Source organism: Nocardia ninae NBRC 108245, from assembly GCF_007990755.1.
Lineage (GTDB): Bacteria > Actinomycetota > Actinomycetes > Mycobacteriales > Mycobacteriaceae > Nocardia > Nocardia ninae.
Genome location: NZ_BJXA01000017.1, coordinates 67,482 through 90,315 on the forward strand (window position 1 = coordinate 67,482; position 22,834 = coordinate 90,315).

At 66.6% G+C, this 22,834-nt stretch carries 24 protein-coding genes; 9 read left to right on the forward strand and 15 right to left on the reverse strand.

Annotated elements, in window-relative coordinates; translation table 11 throughout:
* The first annotated feature begins 79 nt into the window (after positions 1-79).
* Entirely contained in the window at positions 80-1,477 is a 1,398-nt protein-coding gene (gad, locus tag NN4_RS15435; RefSeq protein ID WP_147131061.1) for a glutamate decarboxylase, read from the forward strand.
* 230 nt (positions 1,478-1,707) lie between these two features.
* Here the strand turns inward: gad and NN4_RS15440 are convergent, their stop codons facing one another.
* Positions 1,708-2,409: a DUF2334 domain-containing protein gene (locus NN4_RS15440; RefSeq protein WP_147131063.1), complete on the reverse strand. Its 702-nt coding sequence runs from the start codon at positions 2,407-2,409 to the stop codon at positions 1,708-1,710.
* 84 nt (positions 2,410-2,493) lie between these two features.
* Positions 2,494-4,674 carry a S9 family peptidase gene (locus tag NN4_RS15445; RefSeq protein ID WP_147131065.1) on the reverse strand — a complete coding sequence of 727 codons (2,181 nt, stop codon included), beginning with the start codon at positions 4,672-4,674 and terminating at the stop codon, positions 2,494-2,496.
* Positions 4,675-4,821: 147 nt separating this feature from the next.
* Here NN4_RS15445 and NN4_RS15450 point away from each other — a divergent pair, with 147 nt between their 5' ends.
* On the forward strand, positions 4,822-5,691 hold the full coding sequence (locus NN4_RS15450) for an alpha/beta fold hydrolase (RefSeq protein ID WP_147131068.1): 870 nt from the start codon (positions 4,822-4,824) through the stop codon (positions 5,689-5,691).
* A gap of 10 nt (positions 5,692-5,701) precedes the next feature.
* On the opposite strand, the gene NN4_RS15455 is transcribed toward NN4_RS15450, so the two are convergent.
* Entirely contained in the window at positions 5,702-5,935 is a 234-nt protein-coding gene (locus NN4_RS15455; protein WP_135234603.1) for a hypothetical protein, read from the reverse strand.
* A 164-nt stretch (positions 5,936-6,099) separates the two neighbouring features.
* Here NN4_RS15455 and NN4_RS15460 point away from each other — a divergent pair, with 164 nt between their 5' ends.
* Positions 6,100-7,305, forward strand: coding sequence for a sensor histidine kinase (locus NN4_RS15460; protein WP_147131070.1), 1,206 nt, complete (start codon positions 6,100-6,102; stop codon positions 7,303-7,305).
* Entirely contained in the window at positions 7,302-7,970 is a 669-nt protein-coding gene (locus NN4_RS15465; protein ID WP_147131072.1) for a response regulator, read from the forward strand. Before NN4_RS15460 ends, NN4_RS15465 begins: the two co-directional genes overlap by 4 nt.
* 60 nt (positions 7,971-8,030) lie before the next feature.
* Here NN4_RS15465 and NN4_RS15470 read toward each other — a convergent pair whose 3' ends face one another.
* The 6 genes from NN4_RS15470 to NN4_RS15495 all read right to left on the reverse strand — a co-directional run bounded on the left by NN4_RS15470 (position 8,031) and on the right by NN4_RS15495 (position 13,821).
* Complete coding sequence (locus tag NN4_RS15470; RefSeq protein WP_147131074.1) at positions 8,031-8,990, reverse strand: alpha/beta hydrolase; 960 nt, start codon at positions 8,988-8,990, stop codon at positions 8,031-8,033.
* Positions 8,991-9,128: 138 nt separating this feature from the next.
* Positions 9,129-9,551 (reverse strand): HIT family protein, encoded by a 423-nt coding sequence (locus NN4_RS15475; protein WP_147131076.1) that lies wholly within the window; start codon positions 9,549-9,551, stop codon positions 9,129-9,131.
* A 215-nt stretch (positions 9,552-9,766) separates the two neighbouring features.
* On the reverse strand, positions 9,767-10,099 hold the full coding sequence (locus NN4_RS15480) for a hypothetical protein (RefSeq protein WP_147131078.1): 333 nt from the start codon (positions 10,097-10,099) through the stop codon (positions 9,767-9,769).
* A gap of 325 nt (positions 10,100-10,424) precedes the next feature.
* Positions 10,425-11,846, reverse strand: coding sequence for an adenylosuccinate lyase (gene purB / locus NN4_RS15485; protein ID WP_147131080.1), 1,422 nt, complete (start codon positions 11,844-11,846; stop codon positions 10,425-10,427).
* 83 nt (positions 11,847-11,929) lie between these two features.
* Positions 11,930-12,574, reverse strand: coding sequence for a TetR/AcrR family transcriptional regulator (locus NN4_RS15490; protein WP_107653948.1), 645 nt, complete (start codon positions 12,572-12,574; stop codon positions 11,930-11,932).
* A gap of 125 nt (positions 12,575-12,699) precedes the next feature.
* Positions 12,700-13,821: a pyridoxal phosphate-dependent aminotransferase gene (locus NN4_RS15495; protein WP_371865654.1), complete on the reverse strand. Its 1,122-nt coding sequence runs from the start codon at positions 13,819-13,821 to the stop codon at positions 12,700-12,702.
* Between the two features lie 114 nt (positions 13,822-13,935).
* Here NN4_RS15495 and NN4_RS15500 point away from each other — a divergent pair, with 114 nt between their 5' ends.
* Positions 13,936-14,925: a M23 family metallopeptidase gene (locus tag NN4_RS15500; protein WP_147131086.1), complete on the forward strand. Its 990-nt coding sequence runs from the start codon at positions 13,936-13,938 to the stop codon at positions 14,923-14,925.
* Here NN4_RS15500 and purD read toward each other — a convergent pair.
* Positions 14,918-16,195, reverse strand: a complete 1,278-nt coding sequence (purD, locus tag NN4_RS15505; RefSeq protein WP_147131090.1) for a phosphoribosylamine--glycine ligase — start codon at positions 16,193-16,195, stop codon at positions 14,918-14,920. The genes NN4_RS15500 and purD overlap by 8 nt on opposite strands.
* Positions 16,196-16,356: 161 nt before the next feature.
* Between purD and NN4_RS15510 the strand changes: the two genes are divergently transcribed.
* Positions 16,357-16,734, forward strand: a complete 378-nt coding sequence (locus NN4_RS15510) for a PH domain-containing protein (protein ID WP_147131093.1) — start codon at positions 16,357-16,359, stop codon at positions 16,732-16,734.
* A gap of 45 nt (positions 16,735-16,779) precedes the next feature.
* On the forward strand, positions 16,780-17,205 hold the full coding sequence (locus tag NN4_RS15515; protein WP_135234592.1) for an HIT family protein: 426 nt from the start codon (positions 16,780-16,782) through the stop codon (positions 17,203-17,205).
* A 698-nt stretch (positions 17,206-17,903) separates the two neighbouring features.
* On the opposite strand, the gene NN4_RS15520 is transcribed toward NN4_RS15515, so the two are convergent.
* Positions 17,904-18,233, reverse strand: coding sequence for a hypothetical protein (locus NN4_RS15520; RefSeq protein ID WP_246180893.1), 330 nt, complete (start codon positions 18,231-18,233; stop codon positions 17,904-17,906).
* Positions 18,234-18,887: 654 nt separating this feature from the next.
* Positions 18,888-19,151 carry a hypothetical protein gene (locus NN4_RS15525; protein WP_147131095.1) on the reverse strand — a complete coding sequence of 88 codons (264 nt, stop codon included), beginning with the start codon at positions 19,149-19,151 and terminating at the stop codon, positions 18,888-18,890.
* A 346-nt stretch (positions 19,152-19,497) separates the two neighbouring features.
* Between NN4_RS15525 and NN4_RS15530 the strand changes: the two genes are divergently transcribed.
* The gene (locus NN4_RS15530; protein ID WP_147131098.1) at positions 19,498-20,235 is read left to right on the forward strand and encodes a hypothetical protein; all 738 of its coding nucleotides are present in this window, start codon (positions 19,498-19,500) and stop codon (positions 20,233-20,235) included.
* A gap of 239 nt (positions 20,236-20,474) precedes the next feature.
* Here the strand turns inward: NN4_RS15530 and NN4_RS44985 are convergent, their stop codons facing one another.
* Together NN4_RS44985 and NN4_RS15540 are read right to left on the reverse strand one after the other, a co-directional pair.
* Positions 20,475-20,630, reverse strand: a complete 156-nt coding sequence (locus NN4_RS44985) for a hypothetical protein (protein WP_186818443.1) — start codon at positions 20,628-20,630, stop codon at positions 20,475-20,477.
* Between the two features lie 350 nt (positions 20,631-20,980).
* Positions 20,981-21,301 carry a hypothetical protein gene (locus NN4_RS15540; protein ID WP_147131101.1) on the reverse strand — a complete coding sequence of 107 codons (321 nt, stop codon included), beginning with the start codon at positions 21,299-21,301 and terminating at the stop codon, positions 20,981-20,983.
* Between the two features lie 352 nt (positions 21,302-21,653).
* On the opposite strand from NN4_RS15540, the gene NN4_RS15545 reads away from it, so the two are divergent.
* On the forward strand, positions 21,654-22,325 hold the full coding sequence (locus tag NN4_RS15545) for a hypothetical protein (RefSeq protein ID WP_147131104.1): 672 nt from the start codon (positions 21,654-21,656) through the stop codon (positions 22,323-22,325).
* Between the two features lie 130 nt (positions 22,326-22,455).
* On the opposite strand, the gene NN4_RS15550 is transcribed toward NN4_RS15545, so the two are convergent.
* The gene (locus tag NN4_RS15550) at positions 22,456-22,809 is read right to left on the reverse strand and encodes a hypothetical protein (RefSeq protein WP_147131107.1); all 354 of its coding nucleotides are present in this window, start codon (positions 22,807-22,809) and stop codon (positions 22,456-22,458) included.
* Positions 22,810-22,834: the final 25 nt, after the last annotated feature.

Below are 22,834 nucleotides of genomic sequence, written 5' to 3' on the forward strand. Positions count from 1 at the left end.
GCCGCCGGGCCGGCCATGTGTGAGGGTGGTGAGTGACTGCAGTTCGGTACCAGCCCGCCGACACTCCGGAGGCCCTCCGATGCCCTACCGCGCAGACTCCGACGACCTGTTCGCCCTACCCGGCATGAGCCGCGTCGCCCCCAAGGCCGGCTTCCCGCAGCACGAGCTGTTCGCCGAGGTCGCCTACGAAATCGTGCACGACGAACTCATGCTCGACGGCGTCTCCCGGATGAACCTGGCGACCTTCTGCAGCACCTGGGTGGACGACCAGGCGCGCAGGCTGATGGCCGAGTCGCTGGACAAGAACATCGTCGACAAGGACGAATACCCGCAGACTGCGGAGCTCGAGCGCCGCTGCGTCCGGATGATCGCCGACCTGTGGCGCTGTCCCGACCCGGCCACCACGCACGGCACCTCCACCACGGGGTCCAGCGAGGCCGCGATGCTCGGCGGGCTGGCGGCCAAGTTCCGCTGGCGGCAGCGCGGGGGCACCGGCACACCCAATTTCGTGTGCGGGCCGGTGCAGGTCTGCTGGGAGAAGTTCGCACGCTATTTCGACGTCGAGATCCGCCGCATTCCGCTGCGCGGGGACCGCCTGACCATGCATCCGGATGACGTGGCCGCCTATTGCGACGAGCGAACCATCATGGTGGTGCCGACCTTCGGGCAAACCTTCACCGGGCTGTTCGAGGACGTCGCCGGGATCAGCCGCGCACTGGACCAGCTGCAAGAGGTGAGCGGACTGGACATCCCGATCCACGTGGACGCGGCCAGCGGCGGCTTCCTCGCCCCGTTCACCGCACCGGACCTCGTGTGGGACTTCCGACTGCCGCGGGTGAAATCGATCAACGCCTCCGGTCACAAGACCGGGCTCGCGCCGCTCGGAGTCGGCTGGGCCATCTGGCGTGAAGCCGCCGATCTGCCCGCCGAACTGATCTTCGACGTGGACTATCTCGGCGGCAGTGTCGGCACGTTCAATCTCAATTTCTCCCGGCCCGGCGGGCAGGCGATCGCGCAGTACTACGAGTTCATCCGGCTCGGCCGGACCGGATACGCCCGCGTGCAGTCCGCCATCTACCGCGCCGCCCGGCACCTGGCCGCGGGTCTGCGCGACCTCGGGGTGTTCGAGATGATCCACGACGGCGATCCACACCGGGGCATCACCGCCGTGGCGTGGCGGTCCAGCGGTGATCCCGGGTTCAACCTGTACGACCTGTCGGATCGGTTACGCAGCAGGGGCTGGCTGATCGCCGCCTATCCGCTGCCCGCGGACCGGGAGCACGAGACGATCATGCGGGCGGTGATCCGGCACGGCTTCACCGTCGACATGGCCGATCTGCTGGTCGCCGACTTCGACCGATGCCTGAAACAGCTGGCGCGGCATCCGTTTTCGACCTCGCTCACCAGGCAGGAAGCGGGAGGCTTCACGCACAGCGCGACGGCGGTGGTGCCCGACGAGCAGATCGAGCCTGCCTGATGGTGCCTGTGCGCGACGTTGTCGACGCGCCACCTCGCATGCCCTCGATATCGCTGTTGCCGGTGCCGTGCCCGCGACACGGGAGCGCGCGATGCGGAGCGCCGCCGCCCGCTTTACGCCATTCGCGAGCGGCGGCGCCGATCGGCCGCGCTCATGGTGCCGATCACTACGACACCATGGCGCCCGATCGCTACGCCGCGGTGCCCGACCACACCACGCCGCAACATCTTTCAGGCCGCACGCGCGATGGCGGGCGGCTCCCAGCGGTAGACCGCGCCGGCGGCGCCGTGGAACAGGGCGAGGTCGACGGCGTCGAGCATGGCCTGGCGCGGCCCGGAGCGTTGCAGCTGAGCGGCCGAAACCGCAAGGCGCAGTAGGCCGCCGCGGCGCGCGATACGCGAAGCACCCATCACCATGGCCCGGCACCACCACGGTTCGGCGCGGAACCCCTCGCCGATGCCGTACACCCGAACCTTCTGCGCCACATTGTGTTCCAGGTCCAGGATCGAGGTGAGCCCGAGCGCGACCCGAAAGCCGACCTCGGGCAGTGCCTCGATGGCGCCCGCGGAGGCATCCCAGCGCGGCGCGGCGAAGAGGCGGGTGCGCAGTTCCACCCGCTCCATCACCCGATCCGCGGCCGTGAGCCGCAGCCGCGCCTCGTGCCGTGGCAGCGTGGCGAACTCGGCCCGGCGGCGCTTGGTCGCCGCCTGGTCGTAGCCGTGCAGCACGATCGCATCCCCGCGCGCCCGGCGCCCGCGCAGCCACGCCTGCGTCGCGGGATCCTCGACCAACTTGTATTTGCCCTTCAACCGGGGCGCCACCAGCAGCGAGAGTGGCACCCCGCGCTGATCCATCTCGGCGGCGAACTCGATCGCCGCATCCCGAGTGGTGTCCCTGATTCCGGAAATCGAGACGATCAGCTCAGCGTTCATGAACCTACGGTGCCAGGGGCAGATGTACTGAACGTGCAGGCCGGATGACCGTGCGACGAACTCCCTGACACACGTTCTCTTCGATTAGGCCTTCGCGTCGGCCAAACCGACCCTGTCCAGCACCCAGGCGTACTCGAACGCGACTTCCTTCCACTTCTCGTAGCGCCCGCTCACTCCGCCGTGCCCCGCACTCATCTCGGTCTTGAGCAGTAGCGGTGCGTCGCCGGTCTTGGTGGCGCGCAGCTTCGCGACCCACTTGGCCGGTTCGACGTAGAGCACGCGAGTGTCGTTGAGGCTGGTGATCGCCAGGATGGCCGGGTAGTCCTTGGCCTCGACGTTCTCGTACGGGGCGTAGGACTTCATGTAGTCGTAGACGTCCTTGTCCGCCAACGGGTTACCCCACTCGTCCCATTCAATGACGGTCAGCGGCAGCGACGGATCGAGGATGGAGGTGAGCGGGTCGACGAACGGGACGTTGGCCAGGATGCCGGTGAACAGCTCCGGCGCCAGGTTCGCCACCGCGCCCATCAGCAGCCCGCCCGCGCTGCCGCCGTCGGCGATCATCCGGTCGGCCGCGGTGACGCCGGTGTCGATCAAATGCCGTGCGCACGCGACGAAGTCGGTGAAGGTGTTCTTCTTGGTGAGGGTCTTGCCGTGCTCGTACCAGAGCCGGCCCATCTCGCCGCCGCCGCGCACGTGCGCGACCGCGAACACCATGCCGCGATCGAGCAGCGACAGGCGCGAGACGGAGAAGGACGGATCCATGCTCGCCTCGTAGGAGCCGTATCCGTAGAGCAGCAAGGGCTTCGGCGCATCCACCGGCAGGCCCTTCTTCCACACCAGCGAGATCGGCACCCGGGTGCCGTCCTCGGCGACCGCCCAATCCCGGTGCTGCTCATAGTCGTTCGCGTCGTAGCCGCCCAGCACCGGCTGCTCCTTGCGCAGCAGCAGATCGCCGGTGGCCGGAACGTAGTCGAACACCTGCACCGGCGTGATGAACGAGGTCAACCCGATGCGCAGGGTCGGCTGCGCCCACTCCGGGTTCGCGCCCGCGCCCACCGCGAACAGCTCCAGGTCGAACTCGAGCTCACGCCGCTCGCCGTACCCGCTCTCGGTCAACGGCCAGACCGCGACCCGGGTGAGCGCCTCGCGCCGGTAGCTCAGCACCAGGTGATCGGCGTAGGCGTCGATATCCTCGAGCCGCACGTCGTCGCGGTGCTCGATCAGCAGCCGCAGGTTCGCCGGCTCGGCCACCGGGGCGTCGGCGAGCACGAAGTTCTCCGCCTTCACCCCGTCGACCACGTCGTTGTGCAGGATCAGGAAGCGGTCCTCGCCGCCGACCACCGCATGCTCGGCGGAGTACTCGACACCCTCGCGGCGCGGCAGGATGACCCGGAATTCGCCCTCGGGGTCGTCGGATTCGAGCACCCAGCCCTCGGTGGTGATCTTGGAGCCGACCCAGATCATCAGGTACTTCTCCGAGCGGGTCGAGGTGATGCTCACCCAGTAGCGCTCGTCGGGCTCGTGGAACACCTTCACGTCGGCGGCGGTCGGGCTGCCGAGGCGGTGCCGCCACACGGTGTCGGGGCGCCAGGACTCGTCGACGGTTTGATAGAAGACGTGCGTGCCGTCCAGTGACCAGGTCGCGCCCGGCGCCGTCTCGGCGATCGCGTCGGGCAGCATCTCGCCGGTGCGCAGGTCCTTGAAGCGCAGCACGTAGCGCTCGTCGCCGACGGTGTCCACCGAGTAGGCCAGCAGATTGCCGTCGTGGCTGAGCGAGAACGCGCCGAGCGCGAAGAAGTCGTGGCCCTCGGCGACCACGTTGCTGTCCAGCAGCACCTCTTCGCCGGGCACCTCGGTGCCCGCCTCGAGTTGCGGCGGCGTCCAGGCATCGATGCCCTCGGCGTCGGCCGCGATCGGGCACCGGCAGTGCACGCCGTACTGCTTGCCCTCGAAGCTGCGCGAGTAGTACCAGTAGTCGCCCATCCTGGTCGGCACGGACAGGTCGGTCTCCTGGGTGCGCCCCTTGATCTCGTCGAAGATCGAGTCACGCAGCTCGGCCAGGTGCGCGGTCTGCGCCTCGGTGTAGGCGTTCTCCGCCTCGAGGTGCGCGATGACCTCCGGGTTCTCCTTGTCCCGCAGCCACTCGTACTCGTCGATGAACACATCGCCGTGATGCACGCGTTCGGTGGGCACCGTCTTGGCGATCGGCGGCGGCGCCCCGTCGAGGTCTGAGATCGTTCCGGTACCGCTGTCGAGAGCCATGCGCTCCACCGTAGCGGCGCGACCCTCGCCCGTCCCGGCAGGACCCGGCAACACCGCTGCTCGAGCCGGTCGCCGCGCTGTCCTGCCGATCGATGCGCCCCGAAAAATCCGGTGCGCCCAGGTCATCGAAATGATCATGATGGGGCCATGAACGTGTCCGTCGATGCCCCGACTCGGCTCGGTACGACCAGGCTGCCCGATGGGCGGTCGCTCGGATGGTCGGAGTGGGGACCGCCCGACGGTGTGCCGGTGCTGTTGTGCCCGGGTGCGGCGACGAGCCGCTGGCTCGGGTTCGGCACCGATCTGCTCGCACCACTCGGGGTTCGTCTCATCTCGGTCGACCGTCCGGGGTTCGGGGTCTCGACGGCGGCGCCGGGGCGGACATTGCACGATTTCGCCGAGGACATGCGCGATTTGACCGCGGCGCGGCAGCTGGGACGGCCGGCGGTGGTGGGGAATTCGCAGGGGGCGCCGTTCGCGCTGGCGTGCGCGGAGGCGGGCGTTGCGACCGCGTTGGCCGTGGTGTCCGGTGCGGACGACATCGCCGCGCCGGAGTTCGCGACCGCCCTGCCGGAAACGCTGCGCGGGCTCGTCGACCTGGCTGCCCGCGACGCAGACGAGGCCGAACGGTTCTTCGCCGGGTTCACCGCAGCAGGCATGTGGGACATGGTGATCGAAACCAGCGCGCCGTCCGACGTCGCTGTGTACCGGCATCCGACGTTCGCGGCGGCCTATCGCCGAGCCCTGGCCGAGGCGTTCGCGTCGGGTGCCGACGGGTATGCCCGCGACACCGTGCTCGCCATGCGCAGGTGGCCGTTGCGGCTCGACCGAATCGCGGTGCCGGTCGACATTTGGTACGGCGCGCTGGACACCGGCCACTCCCCCGACAAGGGCGCCTTCCTGGCCACTCGAATCCCCGGGGCACGCCGCCACCTCGTACCCGACGCGGGCGGCGCGCTGCTGTGGACGCATGCCGAAGCGGTGCTGACCACCCTGCTGGAGCGGATGCGCGCCTGATCCTGCGGCGTCAGGCTTCGAGCAGCTTCACCTTGCGGTTCGCGCGGTCGGCAAGCAGCGCGCCGGCCGCGGCGAGGACGACGAGTACTGCGAGTTGACCGCCCCAGCCGCCGGGGACCCAGTCGAGCAGACCCCATACCTGGGATTTGCTGTGGTCGATCAGGAGGCGGATCACGGCTTGGGCGGACGCGACCATCACCACGATGCCGACGATCTGCAGTCCGACCCACGCGTTCTTGCCCATCATGTTCTCCGTTTCTCGGTTGGTGGCAGTGCGCGTCCCATGGTGGTGGTGGCGTCGGTCATCGCACATCGGTCGGCGGTCGACGAGGGATTCATCCTTTGGTCGATCCGAATTCGCCCTGCAGGGCGATGCGCGGGTGTTCGGCCGCCGCCTACAGTCGCGGCATGTCCACCACGCCTCCGTCGTCGGCGCCGCCGCTGCGGTTCTGGTCGCACGCCTGGCGGACGGCGGCGGTCGTGGCCATCGGCTTGGTGGCGTGGTCGGGGACCAGGACGGAGACGGCGCCGCTCGAGGGGGCGCTGCTCACCTGGTTCCAGATCGGCGATCCGCTGCTCGGCGCGGTGTGTCTGCTGCTCACCTTTCTGCGGCGCAGATATCCGGTGGCCATCGCGGCGGTCGTGCTGGTGCTGTCGACCGCCTCGGTGAGCGCCAATGGCGCGGCGGTGCTGGTGCTGTGCTCACTGGCCACCCGGCGGCGCTACCCCGAAACGATCGCGCTGTCCATCGTCTGCATCGGCACCGGCTTGCTCACCAACAGCCTGATCTACCCGAAAAAGCCTGAATTGCAGCCGGATTGGTATGGGCCATCGGTGATCACGGCGGGTGTCGCGGCTGTTGTCGCGGTCGGCTTCGCGGTCGGCGCACGGCGAGATTTGGTGTGGTCGTTGCGCTCTCGCGCGGAGACCGCCGAGCGCGAACAGCACGCACGGGCCGCCGAGGCACGGCTGCTCGAGCGCCACCGCATCGCCCGCGAGATGCACGATGTGCTGGCACACCGGATTTCGGTGGTGGCGATGCACGCCGGCGCGCTCGGCTTCCGCACCGACCTGACCAAAGAGCAGACGACCGCTACCGCGAAAACCATTGCCGAGAACGCGCATCTCGCGTTGCAGGAGTTGCGTGAAGTGCTCGGCGTGCTGCGCACCAGCGACGACGCGCTCACCGGCACCCCGGAACCGCCGCAGCCGACGCTCGCCGATCTCACCCGCCTGGTCGATGAGGCACGCTCGGCGGGCATGGACGTGTCGATCATCGACACCACCACAGCCGACCTCCCGGCGACCAGTGCGCGCACCGCGTATCGCATCGCCCAGGAGGGACTGACCAACGCGCGCAAGCACTCTCCGGGCGCCTCGGTCCGGGTGCGCATCGACGGCGGGCCCGGCCAGGACTTGACCGTCGATGTCGGCAACTCCGCGCCGCTACATCCCGGCTTCGCGCTGCCCTCGTCCGGCTACGGTCTGCTCGGACTGGCCGAACGGGCCGAATTGGTCGGCGGCACCTTGGATTACGGCCATGACGCGACCGGCGGCTTTCACCTCCGGGCGGTACTGCCGTGGCCTGCGGCTGTCGCGACGAGCGACCGGTGAGTGCACGCATCCGGGTGGTCGTCGTCGATGACGAGCCGCTGGCTCGCTCGGCGCTGACGCTGATCCTCGGCGGCGATCCGGAGTTGGAGCTGGTCGGCGAGGCCGCCGACGGTGCACAGGCGGTCGCGCTGGTCCGCGCGCAGTCACCCGACCTCGTGCTGATGGATATCCGGATGCCGGTGCGGGACGGGCTCGACGCCACCCGCGAACTGCTGCGCCTGGCCGACCCGCCGCGGGTGGTCGTGCTGACCACCTTCGACGCCGACGACATGGTGTTGCGGGCGTTGCGGATCGGGGCGCACGGGTTCCTGTTGAAGGACACACCGCCCGCTGAGATCGTCGCTGCGGTCAAACAGGTCGCGGCGGGCCAGCCGATGCTGTCGCCGAGCGTTACCGCGCAACTGATCTCGGCCGCCACCGCCGGGCCGAGCGCCGAGGAGACGGCGCGCCGACAGGCCCGCGACGCGCTCAGCTCGCTGACCGAGCGGGAACGCGACGTCGCCGAGGCGATCGGTCGTGGTCTGTCGAACTCCGATATCGCCAAGGAGTTGCGGTTGAGCGTGGCGACCGTGAAGTCGTACACCAGCAGGTTGCTCGCCAAGCTCGGTGCCGAGAACCGGGTGCAAATTGCGATTGTCGTGCTCAATGCGGGCGGGCGCGGCTAGGTCCTGTCGCGAAGTCCGGCTGGATGCCTCCGGAGGCTGCATCATCGCCTGGCTAGGGCGTCATGCTCCGATCGCCGGCGCGATGGTGGGCCAGGACGCGTGCAGCGTGTCCTGCCAGTAGGACCAGGAGTGAGTTCCGGTGGCGCTGTAGTCGATTCGGGCGGGAATGCCGAGACCGCGTAGTCGCTGCTCGAACGCGACTACGCAGGTGTTGATGCCGACCTCGACCGGGCCGCCGAGGAAGATGTTCTCGGCCAGTTGGGGTTTGATCTCCAGCTCGTGCTGACCGGGGATACCGGTGCCGCTGGACAGGTAGATCGTCTTGCCGCGCAAGCGTTCTGCCAGCAGCGCCGGATCGTGTTCGGCCCAGGCCGGGCTGCCGGGGGCGCCCCACATATTGAGCGGGTTGCCGCCGCGGTTCGCGATCGAGAACATCACGCCGCCCGTGGCCAGTCCGGTGTCGGGGCAGGCGCTGTAACCCGCGACGGCGCGATACAGCCACGGCTTGCGGGCGGCCAGGATGAAGGCCGCGTTGCCGCCCATGGACAGTCCGCCGATCGCGTTCACGCCGTTGCCGTTGAACCAGCCGTCGATCAGCGGTGGCAGTTCCTCGGTCAGGAACGTTTCCCACTGGTAGCGGCCGAATTGGGGATCGTCGGCGGCCCAGTCGGTGTAGTAGCTGGCCTGGCCGCCGACCGGGAGGACCACGTTGACGTTCGAGCCTGCGAAGAATCGCTCCGCGTCGGTGGCGTTGGTCCAGGTGCTCTGGGTGAGGCCCGGATCGAGGCCGTCCAGCAGGTAGTACGCGGGGCGTGGGCCGCCGCCCGCCGGGTGCAGCACCTGCACCTGCATCGTGCGCCCCATCGCCGGTGAGTTGATGAACACCGCGGCGCGCGTCGGGCTCAGGTTGTCGACCCGCTCGATCTGTGCGGCCGAGGCCGTCGCAGGCCCGATGGCGGCTGGGCCGAGTACCGCTAGAGCCAAGGTCAGCACTGCCACAGCAACTGGTGTTCGACGCATGCTCACACCTCCATCACCGCATCCCAACGGCTTTTAAAGGTAACTCACCGCAGGTTATCGGGGAAGAGACGGCGCGGGCTGGCGTTCATACAGCAATCATCGGGTCGAATGCTTGCTCGTGCAGTCCGGGTGCACCGCTCAGCGGCTCAGCGCACCACGAATCGACCCAGCCAGATAATCCAGATCGGCCCGCGGCGGACTGGTCGGCCGCCCCCGCAACCCGAACCCGTCCCCCGGCGTGCGCGGGATGACATGCAGATGCACATGAAACACCTCCTGCCCCGCCGTCACCCCGTCCGCCAGAAAGAAATTCACCCCATCACACCCCACCTCACTGGCCCGCAACGCCGCAGCGACCCGCTGCCCCACCTGAAACAACTTCCCCCCGACCACCGGATCCAGCTCCGCCAGACTCCGCGCCACCACCTTCGGCACCACCAGCACATGCCCCGGCGTCATCGGCCGAATATCCATGAACGCCAACACATCATCGTCCTCATACACCCGGCTGGCCTCCGCCCGCCCAGCAATGATGTCCCCAAAAATCGTGTACGGATTCACCCCGAAACCCTAACGCCCCACCCCAACCCAGCCCTCGACAAATTCGCTACCCCCGACCGCTCGAGGAGGCCCATACTGGCAACAGCTCCTGGCACTAGCTGGGAGAAGTGGACCCGACTCCTCTCCGAAGGGTGAGCAGTCGGATTGCGCGGGCGGCTACACAATTGCGTAGCCGCCGAGCACCGGATGCAGTAGCATTGAGCCAGCTCCTGGCACTAGCTGGGAGAAGTGGACCCGGGTCCTGGCCGGACGACCAGCATCCGGGTTTCGCGCTGTAATGGGGGATTGTCCACGTCGAAGACCAAACGGACGAGCGGCGTGATCGTGGTCTTCCATCGGCCGCCTGCCCCGAAGGCCCACGCCGCCGCATCTGCCCACCACAAGCACGGTTCAGTGTGTGGCGGCATGTGCACGTACTGCAGTTCGACCGACGTTTTGCGAAGCACCGAAGCGATGGAATGTCGGTCGCGCTGGTCTTGACTCTCCCGCGACTCCACGACCAGCCGACCGGCCTTGATGTCCACCAGATCCGTCACGAGTTCGGTCATGCAGGCATGCCGAGTACTGACCTCCGGGCCGCGACCTTTGTAGATAGCAACTCCGACGCCACGGCAGCGCGCCATTGCGTCGATGATCTGGCGCTGCCGCTGTTCCGACTCATCGTTGAAGTGCCATCGGCGCTGGCCCGGCAGACAGAATCCGCGCACCAACAATCGCGCCTGGTGTAGTTCTTCCCCAGGAATCAGGACAGCACAAAGGATGTACCTGTCCCGGCGAATCGATTCGTCCACGAACACGTGAATGGCCACCGAGGGACGATACCGGTCGGCTATGACACCTGCTAGCGAATTCGCGGCGAAATCACCGCTCCCGCTAGAGGATTGGAGAAGGGGTGTAGTTGGCGGCTGCGGGGTGCTGGTCGACCAGCTTTTGCACGGCGGCGATGACGTCGGAGACCTGGGCTTCGGCCGCGCCGATGAACGCGGACTTGTCGGCCAGGGCGGCGTCGAGGGCGGTGCGGTCGAGAGGGAGGCGGGGGTCGGCGGCGAGGCGGTCGAGGAGGTCGGGTTCGCGGCCCTGCTCGCGCATGGCGAGCGCCACGGCCACCGCGTGTTCCTTGATGACCTCGTGGGCGGTTTCCCGGCCGACGCCGACGCGCACGGCGGCCATCAGGATGCGGGTGGTCGCGAGGAACGGCAGGTAGCGGTCCAGTTCGCGGGCTATGACGGCGGGGTAGGCGCCGAATTCGGCGAGCACGGTGAGGAAGGTTTCCATCATGCCGTCGATGGCGAAGAAGGCGTCCGGCAGCGCGACGCGGCGCACCACCGAGCAGAAGACGTCACCCTCGTTCCACTGCGCGCCGGCCAATTCGGCGGCCATCGACGCGTAACCGCGCAGCACGACCTGGAGTCCGTTGACGCGCTCACACGAGCGGGTGTTCATCTTGTGCGGCATCGCCGAGCTGCCCACCTGGCCGGGCTGGAAGCCCTCGGTGACCAGCTCGTGCCCGGCCATCAGCCGGATGGTGTGCGCGAACGACGACGGACCGGCGCCGACCTGGACCAGCGCGGACAGCACGTCGTGGTCGAGCGAGCGCGGGTACACCTGGCCGACACTGGTGAGCACGGTCGCGAACCCGAGGTGCCGGGCGACCTGCTGCTCCAGCTTCGACAGCTTGGCCGGATCGCCACCGAGCAGATCGAGCATGTCCTGAGCGGTGCCCATCGGACCCTTGATGCCGCGCAGCGGATACCGGTCGATCAGCTCACGCACCCGGCTGAGCGCGATCAGCAACTCGTCGGCGGCCGAGGCGAACCGCTTGCCGAGCGTGGTGGCCTGCGCCGCGACATTGTGCGAGCGACCCGCCATCACCAGCGTCTGATACTCGGCGGCCCGCTCGGTGAGCCGGGCCGCGATCGCGATGCCGTGCGCGTGTACGTGCTCGAGCGAGAGCCGGATCTGCAACTGCTCCACGTTTTCGGTGAGGTCGCGGCTGGTCATGCCCTTGTGCACATGCTCGTGCCCGGCCAGCGCGTTGAACTCCTCGATGCGCGCCTTCACGTCGTGCCGGGTGACCCGCTCGCGCTCGGCGATCGAAGCCAGATCGACCTGGTCGATCACCCGCTCGTAATCGGCGAGCACACCCGGGGGCAGGTCGATGCCGAGTTCCGACTGGGCCCGCAGCACCTCCAGCCAGAGTCGCCGCTCGAGCACGATTTTGTGCTCGGGCGACCACAGCTGAACCAGTTCAGGACTGGCATAACGGGTGGCAAGGACGTTCGGGACGAGGCTCACGACTGTGCCTCGCTGACGCTCGGCTCCGTCGCGTCCCTGGGCACTGTGTCTATGGTTCTCTCGCTGCGCTCGCTCACGTCTTGTCAGTCTAATGCGCGGAAACGGTCCGCTTGCTGGGGCGTCGGCGGCGCAACGATGTCGATCACCTCGAGCAGCGCCCCACGGGCCATTCGGCGCGGTTCGGGCTCCAATTCGGTGAGCGCCGCGACCACCGCACCGTCGACCACCGCGACAAGTCTGCGCAGTTGCTCGGGCCGCACCAACCGGTCGGAGCGGCGCAGCACATCGGCGAGCAACTCGTCGAGCTGCGCGCGGAGCCGTAGCTGCACCTCGCGTAACTCGGGGTGCCGCGCGGACGCCACCGACCGCTCGTACCGTGCGATCAACTGCCCGCGCGCGCCCTCGTCGTGCCACTGCCCGTCGACCCCGACCAGCAGATCGAGGACCAAGTCAACGGTCGCCTCGGCGCCGCGGCGGCGGTGACTCACCTCGCCGACCCGGCGGCGCATCGCGTCGAGTTCCACATTGCCGCTGAACTCGACCGCCCGCGCGATCAAATCTTCCAGTGATTCGAAGTAGTAGGTGGTCGACGCGAGCGGAAGGTCGGCGCGGGTTGCGACCGAACGGTGTCGCACCGCCTCGAACCCACCTTCGAGCAACAACTCGGCGGCAGCAGCTACCAGAGCCTGGCGACGCCGTTCGCCTTTCGGGGTCGTCGCGGTGATCACCGTGCCATCGTGCCAGTCGTCATCAGTTCTTCCAGGGGAAATCAGCGAGGAAAAGCAACCATCGATGTTCTACCGTATCCGCGCCGCTACGGTGCCGAACTGCGGAAAGTTGTTGCGGTACACGACTATCTGTTACCGAGATAGTGCCCTAGACGAACCACCGCTTCCTCGATGTCGGCGGTGGCCCCGGCGAAGGAGAAGCGAACTGTCCGATTTCCGTGCACGGTGTCGAAGTCGATACCGGGTGCGAGCGCGACACCGGTGTGGTCGAGCACGTCGGCACACCACGTGCGGGCATCGCTGGTGAGGTGGCCGATATCGGCGTAGGCGTAGAACGCGCCGTCCGCGGGAGCCAGGTCGGTGATGCCGATTTTCGGCAGACCCTCCAGCAGTATCCGCCGGTTGATCGCGTAGCGGCGCACGTGCCCGTCGAGCTCCGCCTTGGCCTCGGCACCGAACGCGTGCAGCGCCGCGTACTGCGAGATCGCGGGCGGGCACACGGTGAGGTTGGAGGCCAGCCGCTGCAAGGCCGGGCGTAAGCCGCTCGGCGCGAGCATCCAGCCGAGCCGCCAGCCCGTCATCGAGAAGTACTTGGACACCGACCCGATGACCACAGATTCCCGCGAGGTTTCCCAGGCCGACGAGGTTCCGGTGTCGCCGCTGTCGTAGGTGATGCCGTGGTAGATCTCATCGGAGATGAGCAGGGTGCCGTGCGCCTCGCACCAGCGCGCCAGCGCGGCCAGTTCGGCGGGCGCGATCATGGTGCCGGTGGGATTCGCCGGGCTGGCGACCACCAGACCCGCCGGAGGTTCTGGCAGCGCCTCCAGCATGGCGACGGTCGGCTGGAACCTGGTTTCCGCACCGCAATCCAGTTCCACCACGCGGCAGCCGAGCGCCGTGAGCGTGTTGCGGTAGGCGGGATAACCGGGGCGGGCCACCACCACGGTGTCCCCCGGGTCGAAAGCGGCCAGGAAGATCAGCGAGAACGCGCCGGACGAACCGGTCGTGATCACCACGTCGTCCGGGTCGACGGCGTAGCCGTAGGTGACGGTGTGATGCGCGGCGATCACCTCACGCAACGGCAGGATGCCGAAAGTCTCGGTGTAGCCGAGCAATTCGGCTTCGATCGCGGATTTGGTCGCGCGCAGCACCGGCGCGGGCGCGGGGGTGGACGGCTGACCCGCGGCCAGCACGAGCACATCTCCATGGGTTCGAGCCCGTTGCGCAGCAGCTTTCCAGACATCCATCACGTAGAAAGGTGGAATGGTCGACCGGCGAGATTCTCTGCACACCCGTCAGACGGTAGCCGGTGCGCAGCGCCGGTCGTGCGCTCCCCTGCTACCGGGGTTATGGTCGGCGTGATGCTCGAGAATGCTCGACGAGCTGGGCTCGACCGGGTGCGCGGAGTGGGTGGCATCGGGGTCATTCCGCCGGACTGGCGCGCCCGGCTCCGGGAACGACCGGTGCGCGGCCCGCGGGTCCTGCTGGATCGGCGCAACGTCCAGGAAATCCTGCGACGACGGCCCGATCCGCGGGAACTGTGGCGGCGGCGATCCGAGCTGCGTGCCAAGTGGGACGACAAGCGCCCCGACCGCGACGAACTCCTCGCGCTGCTGCGCAAGCACCGAGTGCTGCTGGCCGGGCTCGCCGCGACCGCCGTATTCGCCGCAGGCGACACCTATTACACCGGCGTGATCAGCGATCGCATCCCGGACCAGGCCCACGCGCAACGCGTCGCCGTGGCCTACCCGCTGCAGGTGCAATCCACCCCGCCGTCCGTGCGCCGATACTTGAACGCCATCGCCAACGGTGAACGCCTGCGCGAGCAGGCCGTGGTCGCGGCCGCCGCACGCGCCACCTTGGAACGCGCCAAAGCGGAGGCTGCCGCGGCGGCGGCAGGCGAATGGCAGCCGTGGATGGGCGGCGGCTCGACGACGATGCCGGGTGCGGTGCTGCCGGGCATCGGCGGTTTCGTCATGCCCGCCCGCGGCGCCTTCACCTCCGGATTCGGTTCCCGCTGGGGCACTTTCCACAACGGCATCGACATCGCGGGCCCGATCGGCACCCCGATCTACGCCGTAGCCAATGGCACCGTGATCGACGCGGGCCCGGCCGAGGGCTTCGGACTGTGGGTGCGCATCCGCCACGACGACGGCAGCATCACCGTGTACGGCCACATGTACGACTTCTTCGTTTCGCGCGGCGAACGCGTCCCGGCCGGTATGCAGATCGCCCGCATGGGCAACCGCGGCGACTCCACCGGTCCGCACCTGCACTTCGAGGTGATCGTCGGCGGCCAGCACGTAGATCCGCGCCAGTGGCTGGCCCTACACGGGCTCAACTTCAGCTAGGGACCGCGATCCGATCCTCGACGGCGGCGAGGCCGATGTCGGTGCGGTAGTGACTGCCCGGCAGTTTGATGGAGGCGATGCGCTCGTAAGCGTGCGTGCGGGCCTCGGCGAGATCCGCGCCGACGCCGACCACATTGAGCACTCGGCCGCCTGCGGAGACCAGCGCGCCGTCCTCGCGACACGCGGTTCCGGCGTGCAGCACCGCGGCGGACTCGTCGAGGGCGCCCTCGCCCGCCCCGGAGATGACGTCGCCGATGCGCGGTCGGCCCGGGTAGTTCTCCGCCGCGACCACCACGGTGATCGCAGCGCCGTCGCGCCAGCGGGGCGGCTCGACCTGGGCGAGCGTGCCCGTGGCGGTGGCGTTGAGCAGCTCGGCCAGCGGGCTTTCCAGCAGGGCGAGCACGGCCTGGGTTTCGGGATCGCCGAAGCGGCAATTGAATTCGACCACCGCGGGTCCGGCGACACCCATCGCAAGACCGGCGTAGAGCAGCCCGGAGAATCCGCAGCCACGGCGAACCATCTCCGCCGCAACAGGTTTCACCACATCGTCGACGATCGCGGTGACCGCCTCCTCGGGCAGCCAGGGCAGCGGCGTGTACGCGCCCATGCCGCCGGTGTTCGGACCGGTGTCGCCGTCACCGACCCGCTTGTGATCCTGTGCGGGCAGCAGCGGAACCACCGTCTCCCCGTCGACCAGGCAGAACAGCGAAACCTCCGGCCCGTCCAGGAACGATTCCAGCAGCACCGGGTGCCCCTGCTCGAGCAGTTCGGCGCCGTGATCGCGGGCCGCGGACCGATCGGCGGTGACCACCACACCCTTGCCCGCGGCGAGACCGTCGTCCTTCACCACCCAGGTGGGGCCGAAGCGGCTCAGCGCGGCATCCAGGTCGGCTGGAGTGTCCACGATCTCGCTGTGCGCGGTCCGCACTCCCGCCGCCGCCATCACATCCTTGGCGAAGGCCTTCGACCCCTCGATCCGCGCGGCCGCGGCCGACGGTCCGAAGCAGGCGATCCCGGCCGCGCGTACAGCATCGGCGACACCGAGCACCAGCGGCACCTCGGGCCCGATCACCACGAGATCGGCCGCCGACTCGGTGGCCAGCGCCACCACCGCCTCCGCCGAGCACGGATCGACCGGCCTGGTCTGCGCGTGCTGGGCGATACCCGCGTTGCCCGGAGCAGCGACGATCCCGCTCACCGCCGGGTCGCGGCGCAGCGCCAGGACGAGGGCATGTTCACGGGCTCCGGAACCGATGACGAGTACGCGCACGGCAGACAGCTTAGGTGAAGGCCCCCGGCGAGCTGCGCTCACTCATGAACAGCAGTCGACCATCGAATATCGGTCTCGCGACATGGATGATGGAAAGGGGATGGTTCGGGCATACCGCGACCGGACCACATCACCCACACCGCGCGAAGGATGTGCACACGATGGGTCTGATCGACGGACTGATGGGCAATGCCGGGCGGATCGATCCCGCCAGGGCGCAACAGGAATACGCGAAACTGATGGGCGAAGGTGAACAGATCTACGCCGCATACCTATTGGTGCGCGACGCGATCCTGTTCACGAACCGGCGCCTGATCCTGGTCGACAAGCAGGGCATGACCGGCCGCAAGGTGAGCTACCACAGCATTCCCTACCGCGCGATCACCCACTTCTCAGTGGAAACCGCAGGCACCTTCGACCTGGATGCCGAACTCTGCATCTGGATCTCCGGCAGCAGCGAGCCGCTACAGAAGAGGTTCAATCGCCAGGTCGACATCTACGAGGTGCAGGGCATCCTGTCGCATTTCGCGGCGGCCTAGTCGCGCCGAGCGCCGCCCGAATCCGCGGCGCGTAGCCTGCGAATCATGGCTTCTGTCTTCAGCGCGATCATCGCCGGTCAGCTTCCAGGTCGATTCGTCTGGGAGGACGACGAATTCGTCGGTTTCCTCACCATCGCACCGGTCACTCCGGGCCACACCCTCGTGGTGCCCCGCAAGGAAATCGACCAGTGGCAGGACGTCGACGCCGACACCTTCGCCCGCCTGAACCTCGTCGCCCAGAAGATCGGCCAGGCCGTGCGCGCCGCCTGGGACGCCCCCCGAGCCGGCCTGCTCATCGCCGGCCTCGAAGTCCCCCACCTGCACGTCCACGTCTTCCCCGCCTTCACCATGGGCAACTTCGACATCTCCGGCGCCGACCCCAACCCCACCCCCGAATCCCTGGACGAGGCGCAAACCAAGATCAAGCAAGCACTGCGCGATCTCGGCCACGGAGCCAACGTCCCCGACTGAACCCCGTTCCGCCCCAACACAAAAGGGTGGTCGGACCGAGACCCGGTCCGACCACCCTTTTCGGATAAGCCTCTACAACGTAACGAGCGCGCCCGATGTGGGCGCGCTCGACCGGAGCCCCGGTCAGGAAGCACTGACAACCTCTCGCTTACAAGATCAAACGCCTGAGCGCTGTGCTGACGCGATAGTTTCGCAGCACCAGCGCGTAAAGGCAAAGTTCAGTAGCAAGCAGCCTTCCCCCGCCGTCCACCGACCACGAAATCCGTGTCGCGAGACGTTGACTCAATTCGTGATAGAGCCCACCGTAGAACTCTGCGGTGGGATGGAACCGTTTCCCCCTGCTCCCCGTCCAACACTAGTGACGGACAAACACTTTCGGACTCAGTCTCGCAAGGGATCCAGATCCGACGCCGTCGCCGTCGCATCTAGCGAGACCCGCCGTCGGCAAGATAGCTGCGGAGGGCAAAAGCAAGGTAGTTCCAACCCGCGACAACATACGTTATCGGCGGTCAGCAACCCGAACGATGCGCCGCGCCCGGCCGGACCGGTCGCCGAGTTTGCCCTATCCGGTGCGGTTGGCGAAGGGCCGCTTGCCGTACATCGCCCCGAACTCCGCGATCATGGCCTTCTCCGTGACGCGCGGGTCGGCAGTGGGCCGCAGCCCACTAACAGCTCGGCGCTGTCGGCGAACTGCCAGATCATCCGTCCGCCCCAGTAGGCCACCCGTCGCCCGGCGCCGTGTCGGCGATACTCCTCAAGGCGTTTACGTCGCGTCTACCGGAGCGGCCGGCCGCGGCCTTGCCGATGTAGAGCACCGGTTCACCCGGCACCCACGCCGCCTGGAGTTCGGCGACGGGCAGCGACGGGTCCTTGCCCTTGAACCACCCCGCCGGACTCGTGGGCAAGAACACCGGATCAGCCACCGCCAGCCGGATCACCACGTACACCCCGGGCACGGACGGCACCTCGGTCACCGGTAACGCGGAGAATGCCACGAACCCGCCGAACCTCTCCAGCGCGAAGGTCATACCGGAATCATGCCCCTCGCCCGTCGGCGGGCGACTCGTGTTTCACGTCTTCGCCAGCGGGCGGAGTTCATTCGCGAGCTGATCGTCGACGCACCAACGAAGGGTCTGACCAGGCCGGGCTCAGTGCAGTTAGGAACTGCTACGGCGAGTGAGGATCGATGCGCGACGGCACACAGATCGGCCGCGAAGCGGCCGTCAGGGTCGGCGTGTCAGTTATTCGAACGATGTTGTGCGTCCGGTTTTTCCAATACCTTGGCGGTCTACCGCTCGGTCACGCAGACCAGCGGGAACTTGCCCGTAGATAGGCCGACCATGTTTCTGCGAAAAGCGCTCGGCGCGCTCCGGATGTTCTGTCAGTGTGGCTGTGCGCGGTGCGCCAGGTATGACCACTGCTACAGCCGACGCTGTCTGCAGTAGCAGCACTCAGCTTGCCGCTGGCGAATGGCGACATCACCTAGCAAATCGGATGCTCGAATGGAACATCTCGGCTCAGCTTGGTTGATTCCGTCCTGTGTGGATCCCAGGATGACGCCGCTGAGGTCGATACTGGGGGATAGCCGTCTGATCTCTCTGCATTCCGTGCTCGTAGAAGCGGAGGCGAGCATCCGAGTCGCGGTCGGGAGGAGGTCCTCCTTCCGACCGCGACTCGGATGCTCACGTATTCGTCCCCGCAAAGCCGTTACTCGTCAGAGGATTGACCGGGCCTCGCGCGCGCACAACCTGGGATGCCTCCATCAGGCGAGCACGTTCAATCGAGAGTCGCCTGTCGATCTCTGCGGGGTCGAGAAGTCGACGTATGCCCTCGGCGAGGATCTCGCGTGACTGCTCGGCGACGGACTGCTTCCTGCTAGCCGCGAGGGTGGACAGCAGCTGATGATCTTCTGGGCTGACGCGAACTGTGAAGGTCATTTTCGCCATCAGCTTTACCGCCTCGCTCGGGCACCGGTTGCTACGGGTGCTACGGGTGCTACCAGGGGTTCTGGTGGATGCATCAGAGGATCGACTGCCATGCCTGCCTCCTTGGCTAAGGGGTTCACGCTCGGGTCGGTGCATACTATCGAATACGATCCGTCAGGATGACTTCATTTGCATACGTAGGTTGATAGACGGGTACGGTGACTCACGGACGCACTCAGTGTGGGCGTAGTGTATCCGCCAGACCTGATGACAAGGAGTTCGCCACACGAGTAGCCCGGCTGCAAGCTCGAGAGCAAGCCAACCCGACAGGAGCTGCATCAGCAGAGCGAGGAGCGATGACCCCGCCATGACCGAAAGCACAAGATCGGACCCGGAAGGGCAGACCCCGGACCCGCATGACCCGCAGTACAAGGTCGAGGTCGATCAGATCGAGATCGGCGAGTCCGGCTTCTTCGAGTACAGAGTGACGATCAAGACGGGACCAGATGCCCACGACGAGAAGCAGCCGTCAGGCGAGGATGGGCAGCCGTCGAGCGGTTCGGACTCGGACCTGCGGTTCTGGGTTGAACTCCAGCGGATCCGGCGCGAGATTTCCAAAGTCTCGACCGAGCAGGTCACCAAGGTGTTTCTGCGGGAACTACACACAGCTTGCGCGGATGGCCGAATCGGCGAGAACGGCTTGCACGACTTGGCCGTGGAGTGGATGAACCACCTGGTCAGCAACTTCGTCCAGTATCGAATCACCCTCGTGCGCGATGTGGGCATCGGACTCGACCAGAGGAAGAAGAAGTTGCCTGATCCGTTCGACTTCTTGATCGAGCTGCGAAAGAGCAGCGGTGACCTGTCGCTTTTCCCTCCGAAGTTTCTGGCGAAGGTCTTCTGCTGCGAGCTGTTCGAAGGATGCGATGTCGAGCAACTGCTCAACCAGCGCGAGGAACCGCTGCGTGCCCTGAACGCCGAATGGCTCGTCCACCTCGCTGATGAGCGGTTCGACGAGTTCCTGGCCGAGATCGAGGCGGCCTTCGAGATCCTGTTGTCCGACGAGGACGATCCGCAGGACGACGATCGAGCGCATGGAGCCTGATCGGGAAGGTGCACGCAAGACCCGCGAGGTCGTGGGAGTTGCCCCCTGGACCGGCGCTCCCGCGCGATGACAAAGCGGCACAGTGGTAAAACTGTGCCGCTTTGTCGTCGCGCGGTCGGCCAGTCCTCAGGGCGTGCCGAAAGCTGAAATGCGGCGAGGCCGGCCAAGAGTTCGTTGAATGCTGGTTCGGGGAACCTGAACTTTTGGCCGGCCTCGGTCGCTTCGGCAGCAGTCGGCGGCTATTCGCGGTGTGCGTATCGGAGCCATGTCCACAGCGTCACCCCCACCAACTCTGGCAAGGCCAGGACGACGCCGACGGCGGCGTGGCCGAACACGATCAGAACTGCGGCCAGCAAGATCAACGCCAGGGCGACCAGACTGATCAGCAGTCTCAAAACTCCCCACCCCGGCGCTTCCGGTGATGGTGGCGGAGGAGGAGAAGGAGGCCACGAGGGCGGCCATCCACTAGGCCACGGTGGCGGCCACGGACCCCACGGACCCCACGGTCCGGGGGTATCTGGTGCCGGCGTTGCAGCGGGATACCCCTGGTGGGGATCGCCTTGGGCTTGCGGGGGGAGTGACATGCTGTCCGTCCTTCACGATCTATCCGATTGAATAAACGTGAGCCTACCTCGAGTTCGATTCGACTGCATCCGGTGTGATTCGAATACGTTGTAGTCGATCGTATGCACACGTTGTGAAGATCAAAAAGGGGCCGCCGGATCGGCGGCCCCTCGGCGCTGAATCAGGGCTTCGCGATGCGCCCATGGACTGCGCTCGAGGTGGAGTTGCCCACTTCCTCGGTCTGGTTCGCATCAGAGCTGGTGCGGCCCGGCGCGCTGGTTCCAAGTCTTTCCCCGCGGATCTGCTCGGCGGCGGCGAGGAGCCGCTCACGCTCGATGGCGAGCCGCTTGTCGATCTCGACCGGATCGAGAAGGCGGCGTATGCCGTCGGCCAAGATTTCTCTCGAGAGTTCCGCAACGCTCTGATTTCGGATCGCAGCCAAGCTCGTCAGCAGCTCATGATCTCGCGGATTGATCCGCACAGTGAACGTCATGTTGGCCATTCAGCTCATCTCCTCTCGACCCCCGAGTGTGGATGTACTCGAACCTCCCGCTGGTTTGCTCCGTAGACTTTCGCACATGCTTGACCACCTTTAATCCTGCCACCTTCGGTGCCGCGTGGGCGTGTCATCGAAGGCGCGCCCGCACTCACCGACGCATTTGATCGATTACGACAGAATCTAACCTAATACGAACGCGTACGAGCTGGTACCCGCATGCGTGTGATTCTTAGCGAAGGTGTCGAATACCACAGGGCACGATCGCACCGGTACGCACACATTGGTTTCACACAGGTAATGTATTCGGGACCCCTAGGGAAACTTATGATCTTAAGCAAGAAAGAGCTCAGAGACGATGACTCTCCCCGGAACAGGCCCCGATAGCTCGGACGAGTGTCCTGACAGCGAATCGGATCAGCCTGTCCAGTACGACGTGGAAGTCCACGTGGTCGCGGCCGATCGGGAACTGATCGAGAAGACGATACCCGATGCAGTCACGGTGGTTGCCGAGCTCCGGCGTCACGACGCGGACCCGTTCACGCAGGAGCGACTGGCAGCGCTGGCGGCCCTGGAAGTCCTCAACTCGGATCTGAGCTGGTTCCGCGACGAAGACACTCGCGCATTGGCATCCTGGGCTCTGGAATGGCGAGATCATCTAGCAAATCGGATGCTCGAGTGGAGCATCCGATTTGTCAGAGCGGACCCGGAGCCCAACCTGAGCGCCCCGCGAGACGCCGATACCAGCTCGCTCACTGCGGATACCGATTTGGATCTTCCTTGGCGGGGGCTGATCAACTTCTCTACACAGTTACAGCAATGGAACGTGGGCCGCATCGGGTGGCAGAAGAAATTGACCGACCTGTTCTTGTGCGAACTCTTTGCGACCGCACGTCTGGATCAGTCCTCCTCGGAACGTGATGCCGCCATGCTGGAGTATCTGGCTGGCGAGGGCTTCGAACAGTTCAAAGCCGAGGTAGAGGCGGTATTCCGAGATTTACTGGCCGAGCCCGATGGCATGACCGCCTGACCCCCTCCTCCCAAGCCCGCCGATGCAGCCCTTGGCCGGAAGGCCGAGGGCTCTCATTACCGGGGAATATCGTAGATAAGAAGGCCAGGCGGCTGGCTCTTACGGTCGTACTACCAAAATAGGTTGATGCTCATTCGACTACCCGAGTGTGAAGCGGTGCCGGTTTGGGCGCCGCGTGGGCCGCGCGCGCAGGTGAAGCTTTCACGCTCTTCGGCGCGGGTGTGGCTTCCAGATCTGGAGCCTGGACAGGCCCAGCAGGCAGATCGGCTACCTCGGCCCTAATGCGCGCAGCCGCTTCCAGCAGTCGAGTTCGCTCCGCGTTGAGCCGCTTGTCGATCTCAACAGGGTCCAGAAGTTGCCGGATGCCGTGGGCCAGGATCTCTCGAGATAGCTCGGCGACACTCTGGTTCCGGATCGCGGCAAGGCTGGTCAGAAGTTCGTGGTCTTGGGGGCTGATGCGCACAGTGAAAGTCATGTTTGCCATCTAGATCATCTCCTTGGTTCAGCGC

Bases quoted from the DNA above. Each gene is read 5' to 3' on its own strand.
- NN4_RS15440 (WP_147131063.1), bottom strand. From the start codon at position 2,409: ATGAACGCTGAGCTGATCGTCTCGATTTCCGGAATCAGGGACACCACT.
- NN4_RS15495 (WP_371865654.1), bottom strand. From the start codon at position 13,821: ATGGATGTCTGGAAAGCTGCTGCGCAACGGGCTCGAACCCATGGAGAT.
- NN4_RS15455 (WP_135234603.1), bottom strand. From the start codon at position 5,935: ATGGGCAAGAACGCGTGGGTCGGACTGCAGATCGTCGGCATCGTGGTG.
- NN4_RS15520 (WP_246180893.1), bottom strand. From the start codon at position 18,233: ATGACCTTCGCGCTGGAGAGGTTCGGCGGGTTCGTGGCATTCTCCGCG.
- NN4_RS15470 (WP_147131074.1), bottom strand. From the start codon at position 8,990: ATGCGTCGAACACCAGTTGCTGTGGCAGTGCTGACCTTGGCTCTAGCG.
- NN4_RS15510 (WP_147131093.1), top strand. From the start codon at position 16,357: ATGGGTCTGATCGACGGACTGATGGGCAATGCCGGGCGGATCGATCCC.
- NN4_RS15515 (WP_135234592.1), top strand. From the start codon at position 16,780: ATGGCTTCTGTCTTCAGCGCGATCATCGCCGGTCAGCTTCCAGGTCGA.
- NN4_RS15445 (WP_147131065.1), bottom strand. From the start codon at position 4,674: ATGGCTCTCGACAGCGGTACCGGAACGATCTCAGACCTCGACGGGGCG.
- NN4_RS15530 (WP_147131098.1), top strand. From the start codon at position 19,498: ATGACCGAAAGCACAAGATCGGACCCGGAAGGGCAGACCCCGGACCCG.
- NN4_RS15550 (WP_147131107.1), bottom strand. From the start codon at position 22,809: ATGGCAAACATGACTTTCACTGTGCGCATCAGCCCCCAAGACCACGAA.
- NN4_RS15460 (WP_147131070.1), top strand. From the start codon at position 6,100: ATGTCCACCACGCCTCCGTCGTCGGCGCCGCCGCTGCGGTTCTGGTCG.
- NN4_RS15500 (WP_147131086.1), top strand. From the start codon at position 13,936: ATGCTCGAGAATGCTCGACGAGCTGGGCTCGACCGGGTGCGCGGAGTG.
- NN4_RS15480 (WP_147131078.1), bottom strand. From the start codon at position 10,099: ATGACCGAACTCGTGACGGATCTGGTGGACATCAAGGCCGGTCGGCTG.
- gad (WP_147131061.1), top strand. From the start codon at position 80: ATGCCCTACCGCGCAGACTCCGACGACCTGTTCGCCCTACCCGGCATG.
- NN4_RS15545 (WP_147131104.1), top strand. From the start codon at position 21,654: ATGACTCTCCCCGGAACAGGCCCCGATAGCTCGGACGAGTGTCCTGAC.
- NN4_RS15540 (WP_147131101.1), bottom strand. From the start codon at position 21,301: ATGGCCAACATGACGTTCACTGTGCGGATCAATCCGCGAGATCATGAG.
- NN4_RS15525 (WP_147131095.1), bottom strand. From the start codon at position 19,151: ATGGCGAAAATGACCTTCACAGTTCGCGTCAGCCCAGAAGATCATCAG.
- NN4_RS15450 (WP_147131068.1), top strand. From the start codon at position 4,822: ATGAACGTGTCCGTCGATGCCCCGACTCGGCTCGGTACGACCAGGCTG.